Origin of the sequence: Flavobacterium sp. 5, from assembly GCF_002813295.1 — a bacterium.
In the GTDB taxonomy this organism is placed as follows: Bacteria; Bacteroidota; Bacteroidia; order Flavobacteriales; family Flavobacteriaceae; genus Flavobacterium.
Genome location: NZ_PHUE01000001.1, coordinates 1,001,308 through 1,020,357, shown reverse-complemented (window position 1 = coordinate 1,020,357; position 19,050 = coordinate 1,001,308). Strand labels below are relative to the sequence as shown.

The 19,050-nt window shown below is 33.8% G+C and carries 12 protein-coding genes and 1 pseudogene; 3 read left to right on the top strand and 10 right to left on the bottom strand.

Annotated features, from left to right (window positions below):
- Positions 1–19: 19 nt before the first annotated feature.
- Positions 20–1,429 carry an APC family permease gene (locus CLU82_RS04120; protein ID WP_100841897.1) on the top strand — a complete coding sequence of 470 codons (1,410 nt, stop codon included), beginning with the start codon at positions 20–22 and terminating at the stop codon, positions 1,427–1,429.
- 106 nt (positions 1,430–1,535) lie between these two features.
- On the opposite strand, the gene ald is transcribed toward CLU82_RS04120, so the two are convergent.
- Complete coding sequence (ald, locus tag CLU82_RS04115) at positions 1,536–2,660, bottom strand: alanine dehydrogenase (protein WP_100841896.1); 1,125 nt, start codon at positions 2,658–2,660, stop codon at positions 1,536–1,538.
- 211 nt (positions 2,661–2,871) lie between these two features.
- On the opposite strand from ald, the gene CLU82_RS04110 reads away from it, so the two are divergent.
- Positions 2,872–3,330: an Lrp/AsnC family transcriptional regulator gene (locus CLU82_RS04110; protein ID WP_100841895.1), complete on the top strand. Its 459-nt coding sequence runs from the start codon at positions 2,872–2,874 to the stop codon at positions 3,328–3,330.
- A gap of 87 nt (positions 3,331–3,417) precedes the next feature.
- On the opposite strand, the gene CLU82_RS04105 is transcribed toward CLU82_RS04110, so the two are convergent.
- From CLU82_RS04105 to CLU82_RS04065, 9 genes and pseudogenes are all read right to left on the bottom strand, one after another.
- Complete coding sequence (locus CLU82_RS04105) at positions 3,418–3,807, bottom strand: DUF1801 domain-containing protein (RefSeq protein ID WP_100841894.1); 390 nt, start codon at positions 3,805–3,807, stop codon at positions 3,418–3,420.
- A 111-nt stretch (positions 3,808–3,918) separates the two neighbouring features.
- Positions 3,919–5,505: pseudogene (gene abc-f, locus CLU82_RS04100) on the bottom strand (ribosomal protection-like ABC-F family protein).
- A gap of 376 nt (positions 5,506–5,881) precedes the next feature.
- Complete coding sequence (locus CLU82_RS04095) at positions 5,882–7,642, bottom strand: DUF885 domain-containing protein (protein WP_100841893.1); 1,761 nt, start codon at positions 7,640–7,642, stop codon at positions 5,882–5,884.
- Positions 7,643–7,675: 33 nt separating this feature from the next.
- The gene (locus CLU82_RS04090; protein WP_100844928.1) at positions 7,676–8,986 is read right to left on the bottom strand and encodes an amidohydrolase family protein; all 1,311 of its coding nucleotides are present in this window, start codon (positions 8,984–8,986) and stop codon (positions 7,676–7,678) included.
- Positions 8,987–8,996: 10 nt separating this feature from the next.
- On the bottom strand, positions 8,997–11,993 hold the full coding sequence (locus CLU82_RS04085; protein WP_100844927.1) for an amidohydrolase family protein: 2,997 nt from the start codon (positions 11,991–11,993) through the stop codon (positions 8,997–8,999).
- Positions 11,994–12,415: 422 nt separating this feature from the next.
- The gene (locus CLU82_RS04080; RefSeq protein WP_232735207.1) at positions 12,416–13,282 is read right to left on the bottom strand and encodes a hypothetical protein; all 867 of its coding nucleotides are present in this window, start codon (positions 13,280–13,282) and stop codon (positions 12,416–12,418) included.
- Positions 13,283–13,365: 83 nt separating this feature from the next.
- A complete protein-coding gene (locus tag CLU82_RS04075; protein ID WP_100841892.1) occupies positions 13,366–14,238 on the bottom strand; it encodes a helix-turn-helix transcriptional regulator in 873 nt (290 codons plus the stop codon).
- Between the two features lie 766 nt (positions 14,239–15,004).
- Complete coding sequence (locus CLU82_RS04070; RefSeq protein WP_100841891.1) at positions 15,005–16,453, bottom strand: glyceraldehyde-3-phosphate dehydrogenase; 1,449 nt, start codon at positions 16,451–16,453, stop codon at positions 15,005–15,007.
- Between the two features lie 186 nt (positions 16,454–16,639).
- Complete coding sequence (locus CLU82_RS04065; RefSeq protein WP_100841890.1) at positions 16,640–18,040, bottom strand: trypsin-like peptidase domain-containing protein; 1,401 nt, start codon at positions 18,038–18,040, stop codon at positions 16,640–16,642.
- A 199-nt stretch (positions 18,041–18,239) separates the two neighbouring features.
- On the opposite strand from CLU82_RS04065, the gene dapF reads away from it, so the two are divergent.
- Complete coding sequence (dapF, locus tag CLU82_RS04060) at positions 18,240–19,022, top strand: diaminopimelate epimerase (protein ID WP_100841889.1); 783 nt, start codon at positions 18,240–18,242, stop codon at positions 19,020–19,022.
- Positions 19,023–19,050 lie beyond the last annotated feature (28 nt).

Sequence of the window (19,050 nt, the reverse complement as noted above, 5' to 3'; positions counted from 1 at the left end):
AAAAAAACAAACCAAAAAAATGGAACAAAACAAACCAGAAGAATTTAAAAGAGAACTAGGCTTACTAGATGGAACCATGCTTGTCGTGGGATCTATGATAGGTTCTGGAATATTTATTGTGAGTGCCGATATTGCCAGACAAGTAGGATCTGCAGGTTGGTTAATATTGATATGGCTTATTTCGGGCTTAATAACAATGATAGCTGCTGTGAGTTACGGAGAATTGAGCGCTATGTTTCCTAATGCAGGAGGTCAATATGTTTATCTTAAAGAAGCTTATAATAAGTTAGTTGCTTTTTTATATGGTTGGAGTTTCTTTGCGGTAATTCAAACAGGTACTATAGCTGCTGTTGGGGTTGGGTTTTCGAAATTTGCCGCCTATTTGTATCCCCCTTTGAGTGATGAAAATATTTTGTACGAATTAGGTTCATTCAAATTAAATGCAGCTCAAATTGTTTCTATAATTACGATTGTCTTATTGACTTACATTAATAGTCGTGGAGTAAAAAACAGTAAAATTATGCAAACGGTTTTAACAATAATTAAGATTTTATCATTGTTCGGATTGATTGTTTTTGGTTTTATATTAGCAGCCAAAGCTGATATTTGGAATGCTAACTGGTCAAATGCATGGAGTTCTAGAGCATTTGATACTGAAGGAGGATCTTGGATGCCAATTGGTGGTACGGCTTTGCTAACAGGGATTTCAGCAGCAATGGTTGGTTCTTTGTTTTCTAGTGATGCTTGGGTTGGAGTTACCTTTATAGCTGGTGAAATTAAAAATCCAAAACGTAATGTTGGATTGAGTTTGTTTTTAGGAACATTGATTGTGACTATTATTTACATATTAACCAATTTGATGTATTTAGCAGTTATTCCTTTTCAGGAAATTGCAACTGCAAAATCAGATAGAGTAGCGGTAGTGGCTTCCCAATATACTTTTGGTGACATGGGGACGATTATCATTGCATTAATGATTATGATTTCGACTTTTGCATGTAACAACGGATTGATTATGGCGGGAGCTAGAGTGTATTATACTATGGCTAAAGATGGTTTGTTTTTAAAGAAAGCTGCTAATCTGAATGATGCTAGTGTGCCAGCTTGGGCTTTATGGGTTCAATGTTTTTGGGCTTCTGCACTGTGTTTAACTGGTAAATATGGTGATTTATTGGATTTTGTAATTATCATTGTATTGATTTTTTATATACTTACGATTTATGGGATTTTTATTCTTAGAAAAAAAATGCCTGAAGCCGAAAGACCATACAAAGCCTTTGGATATCCATTTTTACCATTGGTTTATATTGTAGTTGCAGTTGCTATTTGTATTGGGTTATTATTGACTAAATTTTCCACCTGTGGATGGGGAGTGTTAATAATGCTCACGGGAATTCCGATATATTATTTAACGAAACCAAAAGAATAGCTTTAATCAGTTTTAATCTTACATTAAATTAGTTTATTTATAAAAACAGAAAACCCGTTTTGATGTCAAAACGGGTTTTTCTAGTGTAGTAAGCACTTATTTAATATTAGCAAACAGTGTTTTCTAATACCAATTCTTCATTAAAAGGAAGATTCCAAGCTTCGGCTACTCCTTTGTAAAGGATTTTTCCGTTGGCAATATTTAATCCTTTTTTTAATTCTTCATTTTCTGCACAAGCTTTTTGCCATCCTTTGTTTGCCAATTGTACAGCATAAGGTAAAGTAGCATTTGTAAGTGCTAGTGTAGATGTGTATGGAACTGCTCCTGGCATATTAGCCACACAGTAATGTACAATATCATCAATGATAAAAGTTGGGTTTTCGTGAGTTGTAGGAGTACAAGTCTCGATACAACCTCCTTGGTCAACTGCTACGTCAACAAGAACAGTTCCTGGACGCATAGATTTTAGCATATCACGAGTAATTAAGTGTGGTGCTTTTGCTCCTGGGATTAATACAGCTCCAATAACTAAATCGGATTCAGTAATTGCTTTTTTAATATTGTAATTATTTGACATTTGAGTCGTAACGTTAGCTGGCATAATATCATCCAATTGACGTAAACGTGGTAAACTCACATCCATAATAGTTACTTGAGCTCCCAGACCTGCAGCCATTTTTGCAGCTTGAGTTCCTACGATTCCACCACCAAGAACTAATACTTTTGCAGGAGGAACACCAGGAACACCTCCAAGAAGAATTCCTCTTCCTTTTAGTGGTTTCTCTAAGTATTTAGCACCTTCCTGAATTGACATACGACCTGCAACCTCAGACATTGGAACTAATAATGGTAAGCTACGGTCTGTTTTTTCAACAGTTTCATAAGCTAAACAAATAGCTTGACGCTCAATCATAGCATGAGTTAGTGGCTCTGATGAAGCAAAGTGAAAATAGGTGAAAAGTAATTGATCTTTTTTAATTAAATTGTATTCAGATGCGATTGGTTCTTTTACTTTGATGATCATATCAGCAATACTATACACTTCTTCAATAGTAGCTAAGATTACAGCTCCTGCTTCAGCATATTCTGCATCAGCAAAACCACTTCCTTCACCTGCAGTTGCTTGAACATAAACACTATGGCCATTTTTTTTCATTTCAGCAACACCTGCTGGAGTAAGAGCAACACGATTTTCGTTATTCTTGATTTCTTTTGGTACACCGATTATCATAACTGTTGTATTTTGTGATTGATTTATATTGTGTTACAAATTTAGGGGATAAAGAAATTTTTTGTTTATTGTAAATAAAAAAAAGAAAATTTTGTTTTTATTTAGTAATTTAGCATAAAATAATTCTTTATTTGTTCTTTTTTTTGTTTGAAAAGAGAAAATTAATCGGATTTAATTGTTATTTTTTAATTGTTTTAACTCCTTTTTTGTTATGAATTTAGATGAAATTGACAGAAAAATATTGCGCCTTCTTCAAGAAGATGCTCATTTGACTTTAAAAGACATTTCGAATAGCATAAATCTCTCCCTAACTCCTGTTCATGATCGGGTGAAACGTCTTGAAAAAGAGGGTATTATAGAGCGATATGTTTCTATTTTAAACAAAAAAAAACTAGGTAAAAACCTCACGGTTTATTGTCAAGTGACATTAGTAAAGCAAACTTTCGATATTTCGGATAGTTTCAATCAGGCTATTTTGAATTTACCTGAAGTGGTAGAATGTAATTTTGTTTCAGGAAGCTTTGATTATATGCTTAAAATTGTGCTACCTGATATGGAAAGTTACCATCATTTTCATCAAATGAAATTGTCTATTTTACCTGAAGTATCTCTTATAAATAGTTTTTTTATTATTTCAGAAGTGAAGAGCACAACGGTCTTACCAATTTAAAAGATTGGATTGTAATAACAATTTGAAATTTTAATCAGATTTGCGTAAATAAAGGTTATTTATAGAATTTACAATGTTGCTAATTTCTTATTTTAAACGTTCAAGTTGTCCTTTGCGTTTTACTATGTTTTTATAGTCCCATTGAATTTCTCTTGATTTTTTGAGCCAACGAGTTAAGTCTGTTGAGTTAATTTGATCAGTGGATGTATAGCGAATATCAGCCGCTTTAAACTTTCCTTCTTTCTGAAGTTTTTCTTCTTCAAATGTTTCACCGCTCCAAAATAAAAGCCTAACACTGTCTTTTAGTTTACCATAACCAACAATCGGATTACCATCTAAAAACCAAACAGGAATTGCGTGCCAAATTTTGTTTTCTGCTTCTGTTAGCTCATTGTTAATTGTCAAGGCAAGTTGGTCACAAATTTCTTTATCAACGGGAGTTTGCTTATCGTTATATGCTTGTATTTCGGTTTTCATTTTCTAACATTAAAGGTTATTTCAACTAGAACGAAGTTAAAGAAAATAGTAATTCAATTTTATGGAAAACACTGCAAATGATTCAAAATGTATATGTTATTGTTTTGCAGTTCACAGCTCAATTGTATGTTCAATATTTATTTGTTCCAAAAATGTTTCATCATGCGAAACGACAATTAAAGTTCCTTTATATTCGTTGATGGCCGTTGTTACTATTTCTATATTCTGAATATCTAAATTATTTGTTGGTTCGTCCAAAATAATAATATCAGGCGATTGGCTATTAATGGTTAGACAACAAAGGATTAAGCGCATTCTTTCGCCACCACTTAATACACTGCATGATTTGTCCCAATCATCTTTGGTAAACAAATAACGGTTGAGTCTCATTTTTATATCATGCTCTTGTAAAGCCGAAGTATTGAATTGCTGGGCTTGTTCGTAAATTTTCAATTTGTTGTCAAGTAAAGAATAATCCTGATCGATATAAACCGCTTTATTTTCAGTTTTAGAAATTGTTCCTGATTGCGGTGCTAAACTTCCTAAAATTAATTTTATTAAAGTTGTTTTACCTGAACCATTTTGTCCTTTCAAGGCTATGCGTTCGCCACTTGTAATTTGAAAGTTTAAATTGTCTTTCCAAAGATTTTGTCTGTTGTAGCTAAAATTAATATCCTTTGCAGTAAACAAAATTTTTCCTTTATGCAACGAAGAATTGTCAAAGCCAAATTTCATTTTATCTATATCTGGCAAAGTTGTCCGTAACTCTTGTAATTTCTGAGAAATACCACTTATTTTTTCAGCGTGAACACTTTTTGTTTTTGATGTACTGTTTTCGGCATTGTTTCGCAAAGTATTCATCATTATACGGGAAACTCCTGATTTCTCTTGTTTTCCTTTTCCACGACTGTCTAATTTTTGTTGACGTTCCAATGTCTCCCGTTCTTTTTCTTTGGCTTTTTGCAAAGCTTTTTCTCTGTTTAGAATGTCTTGGTTCAAAGCGTTGCTTTCTATCTGCTTCTGTTCAGTATAAAAATCATAATTACCTCCATACACTTTAATTTCATGTTTATTCAATTCGCAAACTTTCCCCAAAAGGTTTAATAGTTTTCGATCATGACTAACAATAATTAAGGTGCTTTTTGTTGATTGAATAAAATTATATAAAAGTTGTCTGCTAGAAATATCCAAATGATTGCTTGGTTCGTCCAATAAAATTAATTCAGGTTGATGAATGGAAATGCAGGCAAGGAAAACTTTTGTTTTTTGACCACCGCTTAGTGTTTCTAATTTTTGAGTTAAGTCTAAATTGTTTAATTACCAATATTTTAAGGCTTCTTTACAGCGGTCTTCAATTGTCCAATCATCATTTAATGAATCAAAGTTTTCTTCCGAAACATTTCCGTTCAAAATTTCCTTTAAGGCATTTAGTTTGTCTTCAATACCTAACGCTTGTGCAATCGTCAGATGATTATACTGGCCGAAAATCTGAGGTACATAATAAGGTTCAGAATCAACGTGTAGGTGTCCATTTGAAGGTTGCAAATCTTTTGCAATGATTTTTAATAAGGTTGATTTTCCAGCACCATTGTTGCCGATTAATGCAATTTTGTCTTGAGGGTTTACGGTAAAGTTGAGGCCGCTAAACAGTAATTCTTTGTTGGGATGTGTATAAGACACGTTTTGTAAAATAAACATATTCTTTCTTTTGAGGATGAAACAATGAAGTAAACCAACTTGTGGAATATCATCTTTATTTGTCTGAAAGAAATTGTTTTTTACATTTTATATTTGCCTTTTGGATTTTGCGTTGGCAAATATACAAATGTTTTTTAATGTTACGAGGTATTAAACAGTAGAATGTATTCTGAAAATATGTCAAGTTTACAAAGAAAGCGTATTATGCAATTTATATAATTTAGCACTTTTGGCAATTCTTTGTAAACTAGAACATAAAGTTTGCAAGATTATTAAAGAGTTTATTTTAGCATTGAATTTGCTACTAAAAAATCGATTTAATGAGACCTCCGCGAGAGATGGAGTTAATTGGTTCTGCAATAACTGTGTTTAATTGTTACTGTAACATTCGTTCACGAATATATTTTACAGGCGAACTACCAAAACTTAAAAACTTCTCGTGAAAATCTTTTAAACTGTATTTGTCTCCCATTTTCTTTTGATAATCATCCCTAAGCTGTTGAATGGCTGTTGCACCACTATAATAAGAGCAAAGCTGTACTTGTGAAACCGTTGCGCGATGATATTTTTCCTCAACCTGTTGATCAGTTTGGAAACATTCTTTTGATAATAGATTTACGATGTCTTCTTTTGGTTTGTTCAAACATTGAATATCATAATCGATGATAGTATTCGCTAATTCGCGAAGTTTCCAAACTCCCAATGCTAATTCTATTTCGGGCTCATGATTACCCCAGCCTTCGTCAATCATCATCTTTTCACAATATACTGCCCAGCCTTCAATCATGGCGCCATTTTGGAAAACAGAACGCAATACATCCGGAGATTTTTTATTGTTGTAAATTCCTTGTAAACAATGTCCTGGAACCGCCTCGTGAATGGATAATATTTGCGAAGAATAAGAATTTGTTTCACGCAAAGCACTTTCCGCCTTAGCTGGTGAGTATTGAGTGAGGTCATCAATGTTGAAATAAGTAGTACCCTTTTTTTGGTAAGGCGGGATAAATTCAGCATTAGCTAAAGCAAAACCTCTAGCATATTCCGGCATGTATCGCACTTTAATTGGTGGTGAAATAGTATCAAAATCGAATAAATCTTTTTCAATGATAAACTTTTTCAACTGAGTCACCTGGTTTTTGAGGGATTTGTAGAAATTCGCTGGAGTAGGGTGATTGAGTTGTATTTTACTCAAGACCATTCGAATTACTTCTAAACTATCTTTTGGCTTGGCTTGGGTTGGATAATACTTTGTCCATACCTTACTTGCTGTGACATACATTTTGTTATGATAGAATTTTTTGTCAGTAACTGCTTTGGCATAAATCTGCTCTGGAGTAAAATCTGTAGCTAAGTCATATTTAAATTTTTCGGCAAAAAGTTTTTTACCGATGCGGTAATCTTTGAATTTAAAACCCTTGTCGGCATCAATTTTTTCTAAACCGCTCACGTAGTCATTCATGGCAGTAGTTGCTTTGATGATGTTTTTTTGCAAACTTTCTTTTTCGGTTGCAGACAAATGAGAAGCAGCAATAGAATCAGTAAGTGATTTTCCAAATACTCCTAAACCACCTTTGTTTTGGTTGATAGCCATTTCCAAATGTTCTTTGGTTGGTTGTTTTAAATTCGCCAGTGCTGCTTTGTAATAAACATCAGAGTTTTCTAAAAACTTGGTTAGTATTTTCAAACGCTCGTCTAATGGTGCATAAGGTTGGTTAATGATGTAATCGCAAGAACCACTAATATTGTAGACAGAAGCATCCCATTCTTGTTGTTTAAAAACGGTAGTATACCAAATATCGCTTTTCAACTGATTTTTGATGATATTATTACTGATTTTATTATTATCACTGAGTTGATCATAGTCCAAAGCTTCTAGATCGGCTAACCATTTTTTTGAAAAAGAAACGTTATTAGCAAAAGTAGCAGCATTAGGAATAATTAATTTGTCGTAATATTTGCCATAACCTACTCCTATAGAGGCAGAAGGGTATTGTTTCCAATAAGCATCTAAAAAATTAGTTTCAAAAGTTGCAAAACTTTTGTCTGTAGTGTCGTTACTTTCTTTTTTATTTGAATTGCAGCTAACGAGAGCAATAGTGATAAAAACAAGAACAAGTTTGGTAAATGCTTTTTTCATAAGTTGGTTGGTTTAATTTATTTTAAAATTCAATTACAATTGATTGTATTTTGCCTTGAATTTTTTATTTAAATCACTTTGATGTGTTTCTAAACTGATTGTTCTTCCCTGAATGAATGCTTGCGTTAATTTATTAGTTCTCATGTCTAATGCATCTCCTTCTGAAATGAATAAAGTAGCATCTTTACCTAATTCCAAAGTCCCACAGAAAGAATCAATTCCTAAAATTTTTGCCGTATTGGATGTTATTAATTGTAAGGCTGTTTCTTTATCCAAACCATAGGCGGCGCAAGTACCAGCAAGGAAAGGTAAATTTCTAGTATTCATTCTTTCGTTATCGCCACTATTTTCTAAACCAACCAAAATTCCTTTATCCGTCAATATTTTGGCTAATTTATATGGTAAATCAGTATCATTATCTGCTTTTTCTGGCATATCATGAACACGTCTTAAAAGAACACTAATGTTGTTCTTTAGAAGTAAATCACTAGTTTTATAGGCATCATATCCTCCTACAATAACTATTTTGGAAATTCCATTACTTTTTGCAGATTGTATGGCATCTATAATTTGTTTTTCTTCATCAGCATGAATGAACAAAGTTTGTGTACCGTCAAACAATCCTTTTGTTGCTTCCAGAATTAGGTTTTTCTCTTTTGCTGTATCTAAATTATAAGCTTTGGCATTAGATAAAAAAGCATTAATCTCTTCTATTTGAGTTTTATAATCTTTATTTGGTTCAATGTTTCCAGGTTCAAACCAACTACCGCTTTTTTTGAAACTAGAAGGAAATTCCAAATGTATTCCATCATTTTCTTTTAAAATAGCATCTTTCCAACTCCATGCATCCAGTTGAACGATCGATGAAGTGCCAGAAATACGTCCTCCTCCTCTTGGAGTAATTTGAGCGAGTAAGATTCCATTTGGGCGAACGGTTTCTATCACCTTTGATTCGGAATTGTAAGCAATAATACTTCGTATGTGAGGATTGAACTTGCCAATTTCATCTTCATCATCTGTTGATTTCACAGCATCAATTTCTACCAGTCCTAAAGAAGAGTTGGGTGCGATAAATCCTGGATATACGTGTTTTCCGCTGGCATCAATAGTGGTGTCATAAGCATCTTTTGCCAATCGAATAGTGGTCGCATCGGCAACTAAAGTTAGTTTTCCATCTTTAAATCCGATTGCACTGTTTTCTATAATTTTTCCATTACCTAAGTGAGCGGTTGCATTGAGTATTAATACCGATTTTGTTTGTTTTGATGCTGGAATTTGTTGTGCTTTTGTAGTTACTGATAAAAGAAATACCAATAATACGATCACTTTATTTGTATGTGTCATTTTCATATTTTTATTGTTCTAAAGTATCACAATGGTATGCTTTTTTGTCTGTCTTTTTAGGCTCCTGAGTATTCGCTCCTTTGTTTTTTTCCAATAATAATTGAGTAATTAATTCATTTCTCTCATTGGAATTTGCGTTGCGTTGTGCTTCATCTTTTTGCAAATCATAATAAACAACACCTTCAATGATTGTTTTTTCTGCTTTGGCATAAATTGAAAGAGGGTTGTTGTTCCATAATACAACATCAGCATCTTTGCCTACTTTAATACTTCCAATTTTATCATCGATATGCAATAACTTGGCAGGATTTAAAGTGACAAATTTCCAAGCTTCTTCCTCAGATATATTACCATATTTAACGGCTTTAGCTGCTTCTTGATTTAATCGTCGAGACATTTCTGCATCATCCGAATTGTAAGCTACAACTATTCCTTGATTGTGAAGAATTGGTCCATTATAAGGAATGGCATCGTTTACTTCAAATTTATAAGCCCACCAGTCTGCAAAAGTAGAAGCTCCTACACCGTGTTCTTTCATTTTATCGGCAACTTTATAGCCTTCTAAAATATGAGTAAAAGTATTTATTCTAAAATTAAATTTTTCTGCCACCTGCATCATCATTAAAATCTCGGATTGTACGTAGGAATGACAGGTTACAAAACGTTCTTTGTTTAAAATTTCAACTAGGGCTTGCATTTCTAGGTCAATCCTAGGTGCTTTATTCTTGTCTTTTTTAGAACCTACATTGTAACTTTTCCATGAAGCTTCATATTCTTTAGCTCTTTGAAAATAGTCTGTAAAAACTTGTTCTACACCCATTCTGGATTGAGGAAATCTGGTTGGATTGTCAATTCCCCAATTGGATTGTTTTACATTTTCTCCTAAAGCAAATTTGATAAATTTAGGTTGGTCTTTATATAGCATTTCATCTGCGGATAATCCCCATTTCCATTTCACAATAGCCGAGCGGCCTCCAATAGGATTTGCAGAACCGTGCAATAATTGAGAAGTGGTAACTCCTCCTGCTAGATCTCTATATATGTTTATGTCTTCAGAGTTTACTACATCTTGGATAGTTACTTCGGCAGTAGAGTTTTGTCCTGCCTCATTTACACCTGCAGAAATAGCAATATGTGAATGCTCGTCAATAATACCTGAGGTCAAATGTTTACCTTTTGCGTCTATTGTTGTTGCAGAAGCATCAGATAAATTTTTCCCAATGGCGGTAATCTTTCCATTTTTGATTAACACATCTGTTTCGTCAAGAATTCCCTCTTTTTCATTTGTCCAAACCGTAGCATTTTTGAATAATAAAGTCTGTTGTGTTGGTTTTTGTAGATTCCCAAAGGCAACGTTGGGATAAGTTACCGGAATGATATGATTTGGTTTATCTACTTTTGCCGAATCTTTTTTAATAATAAAAGGAGCAGTTTTTACTGCAGTCCAAATGCTTTCATTTCCATTAGCTAAGATTGCTTTCCCAGAAAGTACTGCTGTATTCTCGATAAATCCAGTTAATCGAGTGAAGTTAGGATTTATAGTATCTTTCGATTTTACTAAGGCTGTTATCCAATTGTTTGCTATTGTTAGTTTCGAATTTACTTTTTTAGCATCAACAGTTGTAATTTCAGATTTTGGTTCAGCTAACTCACCTTCAATATTTAGTTTGTATTTTTCATTAGCAATGGTCAAATCGTAATTTCCGCGAATGTCATTAGGAACAATTTCGGTTATTGTATATTTTGCACCCTGTACCCAATTTTCGTGAACAATAGTTTTTTCTTCAAATAATTCTCCTGAAGTGATGATGAAATTTGCCTGACTTCCATTTTTCAAACTGCCTATTTCATCGCTTTTTCCTAATAAAGAAGCAGGAATTGTAGTTAAAGATTCTAATGCTTTTGTCTTATCCAGGCCATATTTTATAGCTTTTAATAAGTTGGGTCTAAAATCTTCTGTCTTCTTTAATTTGTCAGTGGTTATAGCAAATACAATACCGTTATCTGATAAAACTTTCAGGTTTGTAGGTGCCTGATTCCAAAAGCGGAAATCATTTAACTCCATTTGATTAGCTAAGTATGGATTGGATACATCATAAGCTTCAGGGAAATTGATAGGGATAATGAATTTTGAACCAGTTTTCTTGATTTCGTCGATTCTTTCAAACTCATTTCCGGCTCCTTTTATAATATAATTGATGCCAAATTCTTTTCCTATTTTGGCAGCACGAAGACTGTTTAATTTATCTCCTGCATCAAAAATCTGAATCAGTTTTTGATTTTCAATCATCGCTTCTAGGGATAAGTCTTTGGTAGTTGAGTTTCCGTTTTTATACCAATTCATGTCCAGATACATTTGACGTAACAATGCCATACTCCCCATTAATGAAGTTGGGTATGCTTGGTTTGTTAAGGCACTTTTTGTAAAAGCGAGTTGGTTACTTATTTTGTTTGATACCACACGATTGGTGCTTACAGTATTGTTTAAAGCTATTAAAGCACCAGATCCTTGGGCAATTCCATCGGGGAAATGGGTGAGTACAACTCCAAAACCAGCTTTTAATAATTCTTCGGCTTTGGATTGGTCATATTTATAAGTGTCATACGCATTTATTTCAGAGCGAATGCTTTCATTCCAATAATAACCAACTCTTTTGGTGTTGTACAAAGGGCCATCGTCTTCACTGAAATTCTTTTTTGGTTTTTCTATACCAAAATTAGTGTAGATGTCTATAAAGGAAGGATAAATAAATTTTCCCTTAAGATCAATAACTGTAGAGTTTTTTGGTATAGTTAACGCATCTCCAGTTCCAACAACCTTTCCGTTTTGGATTAATAATGTCCCTTTTTCAATGATTTGAGTAGGGGAGATGTAAATTTTGGCATTAGTAAAAGCAGTGTAATTGTTGTTTTTGTTTTGTACGCTTTCACTGTTTGGGAAATAATCCTGAGCATGCATTTTGGGCAAAAACAGACTCAAAAATAATAGTAGTAGGGTTCTTCTCATTTCGATTTGGTTTAGGCGAACTAAATTAGAATATTTATTTGAGTAATCTTCAAAAAACATCAAAATAATACGTATTTATTTGTGTTTTAACAGTTGTTTGAGGTGTTGTAGTGATTAATCAATAATGAAATTCTTTTTTAAAGACTTGAATACGCATTTAGAAATATAACAAAACCTCGATTAATATGGATTTAATCGAGGTTTTTGCTTACAACTATTTTAAATTTTGTATCTGCAGTAACAGCTTAAAAATAGGCGATTTTTTTTCTATTATGCACAAATTTTCCAAGTACAAAACCATTTTTAAATTCAGCCAAATGCCCAAATCTCTTGTAACGGCTGTTAGCGGTAGTTGTTTTTTTCACGCCAAAAAGCCATTCACAAATATATGTAAATGGCTTTTCAGTTAAATAGTTTTCTTATTAGAATTTTCCGTTATTGTTTTTCCAATTTTCTTTTGGCGCAATAGGTTCAATAACATCCCAATGTTCTGCAATTTTTCCGTTATCTACACGAAACAAATCATAGAAAGCATCGTAATCTTTGCCGAAATGTCCTTCACTAACAACTAATACAAAATTTCCTTCTCCAAGAACTTGGTGAATTTTGTCATATTTCAAGAATATACCTTGTTTACCTAATGCTTCAAGAGTTACACCAAGTCCTGAAAGTTGGTCAGGAATATTTGGGTTGTGTTGAATGTAATTATTTCCATCAAAATAACCTGCTAATTTGTCCATTTTACCATTTACTAATATATCATCAACAAAATTTCTCACAAGAGTTTTATTTGCTTCTGTTTTATCAAGGTCTTTAGTTGCCGTAGCACCATCAATCATTGTGTGACCGCTTGGATTTGGTTTTGCTGTTTCTTGTAAATTGTCCCAGTGTTCAACTATTTTACCGTCTTCAAATCTAAAAATATCAAAACCAATTTTAGGTCCGAAGAAATTGTAATCCGTATGAGTGAAAACGAAATTACCATCTTCAAAAGCACGTACTGTATTTACTTTTGCAGAATTAGGAGGAAGTTGAGAAAGCAACGCCCCAAAACCAGCAAGTCCGTCAGCAACACCAAGGTTGTGTTGTATGTATTTGTTTGGGTTAATGTATCCAACAGGAGTTGCATCACCTGTTTCAATACTTTTCAAAAGAGCAACTACTTTTTGTTTGTTTGAAATTTCCATTTTATTACTTTTTTTATTTTTTAATTTGGCTGTGCTTTCTTGAGCTGATGCGGATAATCCAACCATTAAAATTAACGCAATCCTTACTATCGTTTTTTTCATTTTTTAAATGTTTTTATTACGATGCAAAGTTGCTATGTTTATGAAAGTAGGAAAAGGTAGAAAAAGGCTTTTGAATGATACTTTTACGCCAAAGAGTTTTTCTCTCTAAATTCAACAGGCGTCATTTGGGAATGTTTTTTGAAGTATTTTATAAAATTGGTTGGTTCTTCGAAACCCAAACTATATCCAATTTCTTTGATGCTTCCGGTTGTGTGAACCAAAATACGTTTGATTTCAAGGATAATTCTATCGTCGATAATTTCTTTTGGTGTTTTACCTATTACCTTCGAAGTTGCTTGATTAAGGCGTTTTTCGGTAATAATTAATGCTTTGGCATAGAAATTCACTTGCTTTTGATTTTTGAAATTGGCTTCTAAAAGGTCTTTAAACAATATCACAATATCAAAATCAGCCCCTTTTTTAACTTCGAAAAGGTTTTGTTGCTCATATTCTCGTTCTGAATGTAGAAGAAAGTTTTTTAGCAGATTTTGTAAAATGTCAGCTTGAAAATGGTCTTTTGTCTTTTGTAATTCGTCAGCCATTGATTGCATCAGATTTGCAAATACCTCTGATTGCTTTTGAATTTGAATTGGCGTAATAGAAAACAATTCATTAAATAAAGGAGTGTTTCTTAAAAACTTGGTGTCCGTCTTCGTCTTGCAGAAAAAACTCTCCGTAAATAATAATATCTTTCCCTCAAATTTGGTTTCTTTATCAAAACGATGAACGGTGTCTTTATTTAAAAAAAGTAAAGAATTAGGTGATATTTTTATTGGATTGAAGTCTGCTAAATGTGTTGGATTCCCCTGCTGAAACCAAATAATATGATAAAATCCTGTCCTGTGAGTAGTGGTTAAAGTATTTTTGAATTCTTGGTACAATGTAGCTAAATCCACAATTTCAAATTCTTGTGGAAGTCCTGTCTTAAAGTCGTATTTTATAATATCTGTCTTCATTCCGCTACAATTACCGCTAACTTGTTTATAAGCGAAACAAATATTCGTAATTATACCTGTTTTTGGGTAGATTGGCGAAAGTATATTTCGTATTATTTAATTCAAATATAGTTGTTTTTCGGAAGTAACATAGAAGTTCTTTTTGTTGACTACTCAATAGTACAGGATAGAATATGCGATTGTTAGGTAATAATCAAGTTTTTCTTTTTAAAAACAAGTGCTTAAAGCTAATACTGTTGGTGTTATGTACCTATACTGTTATGGTTAAACACCAATACTGTTGGTGTTTAACACCTGTGTTATTGGTGCTTAATACCAATAACACAGGTACAAAGGGCCAATAGTATTGGCTTTTAACACCTGTACTATTGGTATTTTACACCAACAGTATTGGTGCGAAGCACCAATAAGACAGGTAGGTCGTACCAATAGTGTTGGTACGACCTACCTCTATATTGCTAATTTACCTCGTTTGTTTGTTTTTACTTTTTTACTACGCTCGTTTGCCTGCGTGAGGGATAGAAGCAAGTTACCTTGTAACGCGTATAGCCCGACCCCGCTGTCGAAAGGGGCTGTATAAGCAGTACTATAAGTAAGCCCCTTTTGATAGCGGGGGCACGCCCTTATACTTTTTTTGGAGCAATAAAAAACCGCCAAGTTACTAGAACAAGACGGGTTTCTATTGAATTCAGGTTGGGGTGATTTTATTATCTAAAAAACTAAAATTAAAACTAAAAGAGCATTTCCCAACCTGCAAATGGTTTGGTTAGTAGTATGTAAAGCGTCTTACTTTGGCAATGTATTTGGCAAGTCGAATTACTTGATGGCTATAGCCGTATTCGTTGTCGTACCAAATGTAAAGCACTATATTTTTACCATCTTTGGAAACGATAGTTGCGTTGCTGTCATAGATAGATGGTGCCGAAGTTCCTACAATATCTGAAGAAACCAATTCGTTATTTAGAGAATATTTGATTTGTTCGACCAATTCGCCTTCTAATGCATATTTTTTCATGATGGCGTTGATGTCTTCTACCGAAGTTTCTTTGTTTACTTCAAGATTCAGCACTACCAATGAGCCATTTGGAACTGGAACGCGGATGGCATTGGAGGTTAATTTCCCTTCTAATGTAGGTAATGCCTTGGCTACTGCGGTTCCTGCACCGGTTTCGGTGATAACCATATTTAGTGCTGCAGCTCTGCCACGACGGTATTTGTTGTGCATATTATCGACCAAATTTTGATCGTTAGTGTAGGCATGAATAGTTTCTAAGTGTCCTTTTACAACGCCCAAAGTGTCTTCAATCGCTTTTAGAATCGGAGTAATGGCATTGGTAGTACAGGATGCTGCTGAGAAAATGTCGATTTCGTCTGGGTTGTATTCGTTTTGGTTTACACCGTGAACAATGTTTGGAATCCCTTTTCCTGGGGCAGTAAGTAATACTTTGGCAACACCTTTGGATACCAAGTGGCGACTTAAAGCTTCTTTGGATGTGAAGGCACCTGTGTTGTCGATTACAAGGGCTTTTTCGATTCCGTAGTTCGTATAATCAATTTCTTCTGGAGTATTGGCAGTGATGATATGTACGGTTGTACCGTTGATGATTAAGGCGTTGTTTTTTGTATCTGCCACAACTGAGCCTTGAAAATCTCCGTGAATGGAATCGTAGCGCAATAAAGAAGCTCTTTTTTCTAAACTTGTAGCGTCGTTTTTGTCTCTCGTGACAATGGCTCTCAAGCGCATTTGTTCACCTTTACCAGTTTTGGACATTAGCTCGCGCGCTAATAAGCGTCCGATACGTCCAAAACCGTAAAGGACAACGTCTTTTGGTTTGATTTCTTTGGTTAATTTGGCTTTTTTGAGTTTGTGTAAAACAAAATGTCTTACATCTGGATATTTTTCGTCTTCTAATCGGTATTCGTAAGTAAGTTTACCGATATCTAATTTGGATGGTGGTAAGTCTAAAGAAAGTATAACACTGGCAATTTCAACTGAGTCTGAAACCGAAATGGGTTTACCAATAAATTTACCAGCGTATTCATGTAAGTTAATAATCTCACTTACATTTCTGTCTATTAATTGATTGCGGAACAAAACCAGCTCAATGGATTTGTCATACCATAAATCGCTGATGATTTTAATTAATTCTACTCCTGAACGTCTTCTGTCGGCTTGTAACGAAACCTCTTTTTCGTATAAATCCATTTTAGTCATGATGAAATTTTGTATTGTTAGACCATTTTTTTAATAACAAAACAACTTGTAAATGTTATTAATTTTTAAAATTCGGTGCAAAAATACTTATTTCAATCGATTTCGTAACTTTTTTTACGTTTTTTTTGGAATAAAAAAAGTCGGCTTACAAATGCAAGCCGACTTTGGATTTAGGGTTTTAACGTTTTAGATAATGATTCGAATGATTTCTCCATTTTTAGTTATCATTTCGATACGGGTACTTTGTCTTTCGTCTTTATTATTCAAAATTTTAGAAACGGTTTCTACATCGGTCGCTTTTACATTATCGATGCTAATGATGATGTTCCCTTTCAATTCTTCACTGTATTGTGCTAAGTTTTCATTGCTGATGTCTTTAATTTTTACACCATAATTCAATTTGAATCTCTTTTTGTCATCAGCATTAATATTTTCTAGTTCCATTCCTTTGAAATCGGTACTAAAAGATTCATTTTTACTTAATACAACAGGGACTATCATCGATTTGTTGTCTCTTAGGATAGTGACTTGGATTTTGTCATTTGGCCTTTTGGTATTTACATATCCTGACAAATCAGCAAATGTGGCAATATCCTGATTGTCTAGTTTAACAATGATATCTCCTTTTTGAAGTTTAGCTTTTTCGGCACCAGAGTTTTTGGCTACTTTGTTAATATAAAAACCTTGAGTTTGTATAACGCCTAGTTCTTTGGATGCAGTTCCGTTTAATTCTCCGCCTTCAACACCAAGGATTCCTCTTTGTACATTGCCAAATTCCATGATGTCTTCAATTATTTTTCGGGCATTATTAGAAGGAACGGCAAATGAATATCCAACATACGAACCTGTCATAGATGAAATCATAGTATTGATTCCGATTAATTCTCCTCTGGTATTTACTAATGCACCACCACTGTTTCCAGGGTTTACTGCAGCATCAGTTTGTATGAAGGATTGAATTCCTCTAGTATCCAGATTTCTGGCTTTGGCAGAAACAATTCCAGCCGTTACTGTAGAGGTTAAATTATACGGATTTCCAACGGCCAATACCCATTCGCCCACTTTTACCGAATCAGAATTGGCAAAGGTCGAGTATGGAAGTTTTTCGTCGGCATCAATTTTAAGTAAAGCAATATCCATTTTAGAATCAGTTCCGATGAGTTTTGCTTTGTATGTTTTTTTGTTGTTCAGGGTGATTTCAATGTCCGAAGCGTCTTTTACAACGTGGTTGTTCGTTACGATATAGCCATCTTCCGAAATAATTACTCCCGAACCAGTTCCAACCTGTTCTTGTTGCTGCTGCCCTCCGTAGCCATAAAAGTATTCCATTATAGGATTGGAGACATTTCTAACAGATACGTTTTTTACGTGAACTACTGTATGAATTGTTTTGTCTGCAGCGACCGTAAAATCAATGTTTTCGGCAGCTAAATTAACTTGTCTGCCGTAAGATTCTGGAGCAAGTGTAGTGATTTCTTGCTTATTAGACGAAAAATAACCATTGCTGTCAAATAATAATTTATACGCTCCAAGAGTTGTTGCGCCACTCAACAAGGATACCACGAATAATTTTGAAATTTGTTTCATAGTTTGATAGATTTGTTTTTAAGTGTTTTTAATTTAAAGTTAATAGCTAAGCTGCTTAGTAAAACTTAATAGCTTATTAGTAATTTCATTACGAATTTATAGCATTTTTTTTTTCGAACAATATGGTTTAACGCTCTTTAACAATGATTAACAATTCATTAATAGTTTGTACTTTTGTAGTACTAAAATTGAAACAAAAATGCAATTAGAATTTTATAAATATCAAGGTGCTGGAAACGATTTTGTTATGATTGACAATCGTGCTGGTTTTTTTCCAAAAGACAATACACAGTTGATTGCTCATTTGTGTGACAGACGTTTTGGAATAGGAGGCGACGGACTTATTTTGTTAGAAAATGACTCAGAGACTGATTTCAAAATGGTGTATTACAACTCAGATGGAAATCAAAGTTCAATGTGTGGCAATGGAGGACGTTGTTTGGTAGCTTTCGCTAAAGATTTAGAAGTGATTGAAAATGCAACTACTTTTATCGCTACAGATGGTTTGCATCACGCAACATTTGAAGATAATGGATTGGTTTCTCTACAAATGATTGATGTACCTGCGATTGATATCAAAAAAGAATATTCATTTTTGAATACGGGTTCTCCTCATCATGTACAAATGGTCGAAGATTTGGAACATTACAATGTAAAAGATAATGGCGCTGCTATCCGCTACGGAGAATTGTATGGTACAGCAGGCAGCAATATTAATTTTGTAAAAAAAATAGACGATACTACTTTTAGACTTCGCACTTACGAAAGAGGTGTTGAAGACGAAACGTTAGCTTGCGGTACAGGAGCTACAGCTGTAGCCATCGCTATGAACGCTACCGGCGAAACCAATGCCACCGCTATTAATGTTAATGTCGAAGGAGGAAAGCTTGTCGTTTCTTTTGATAAAAATGATGGTGTGTACACCAATGTTTTCTTGAAAGGACCAGCAGAATTTGTTTTTAAAGGTATTATTACTGTTTAATTTACGATTCAATGTCGTTTAGTTAAGA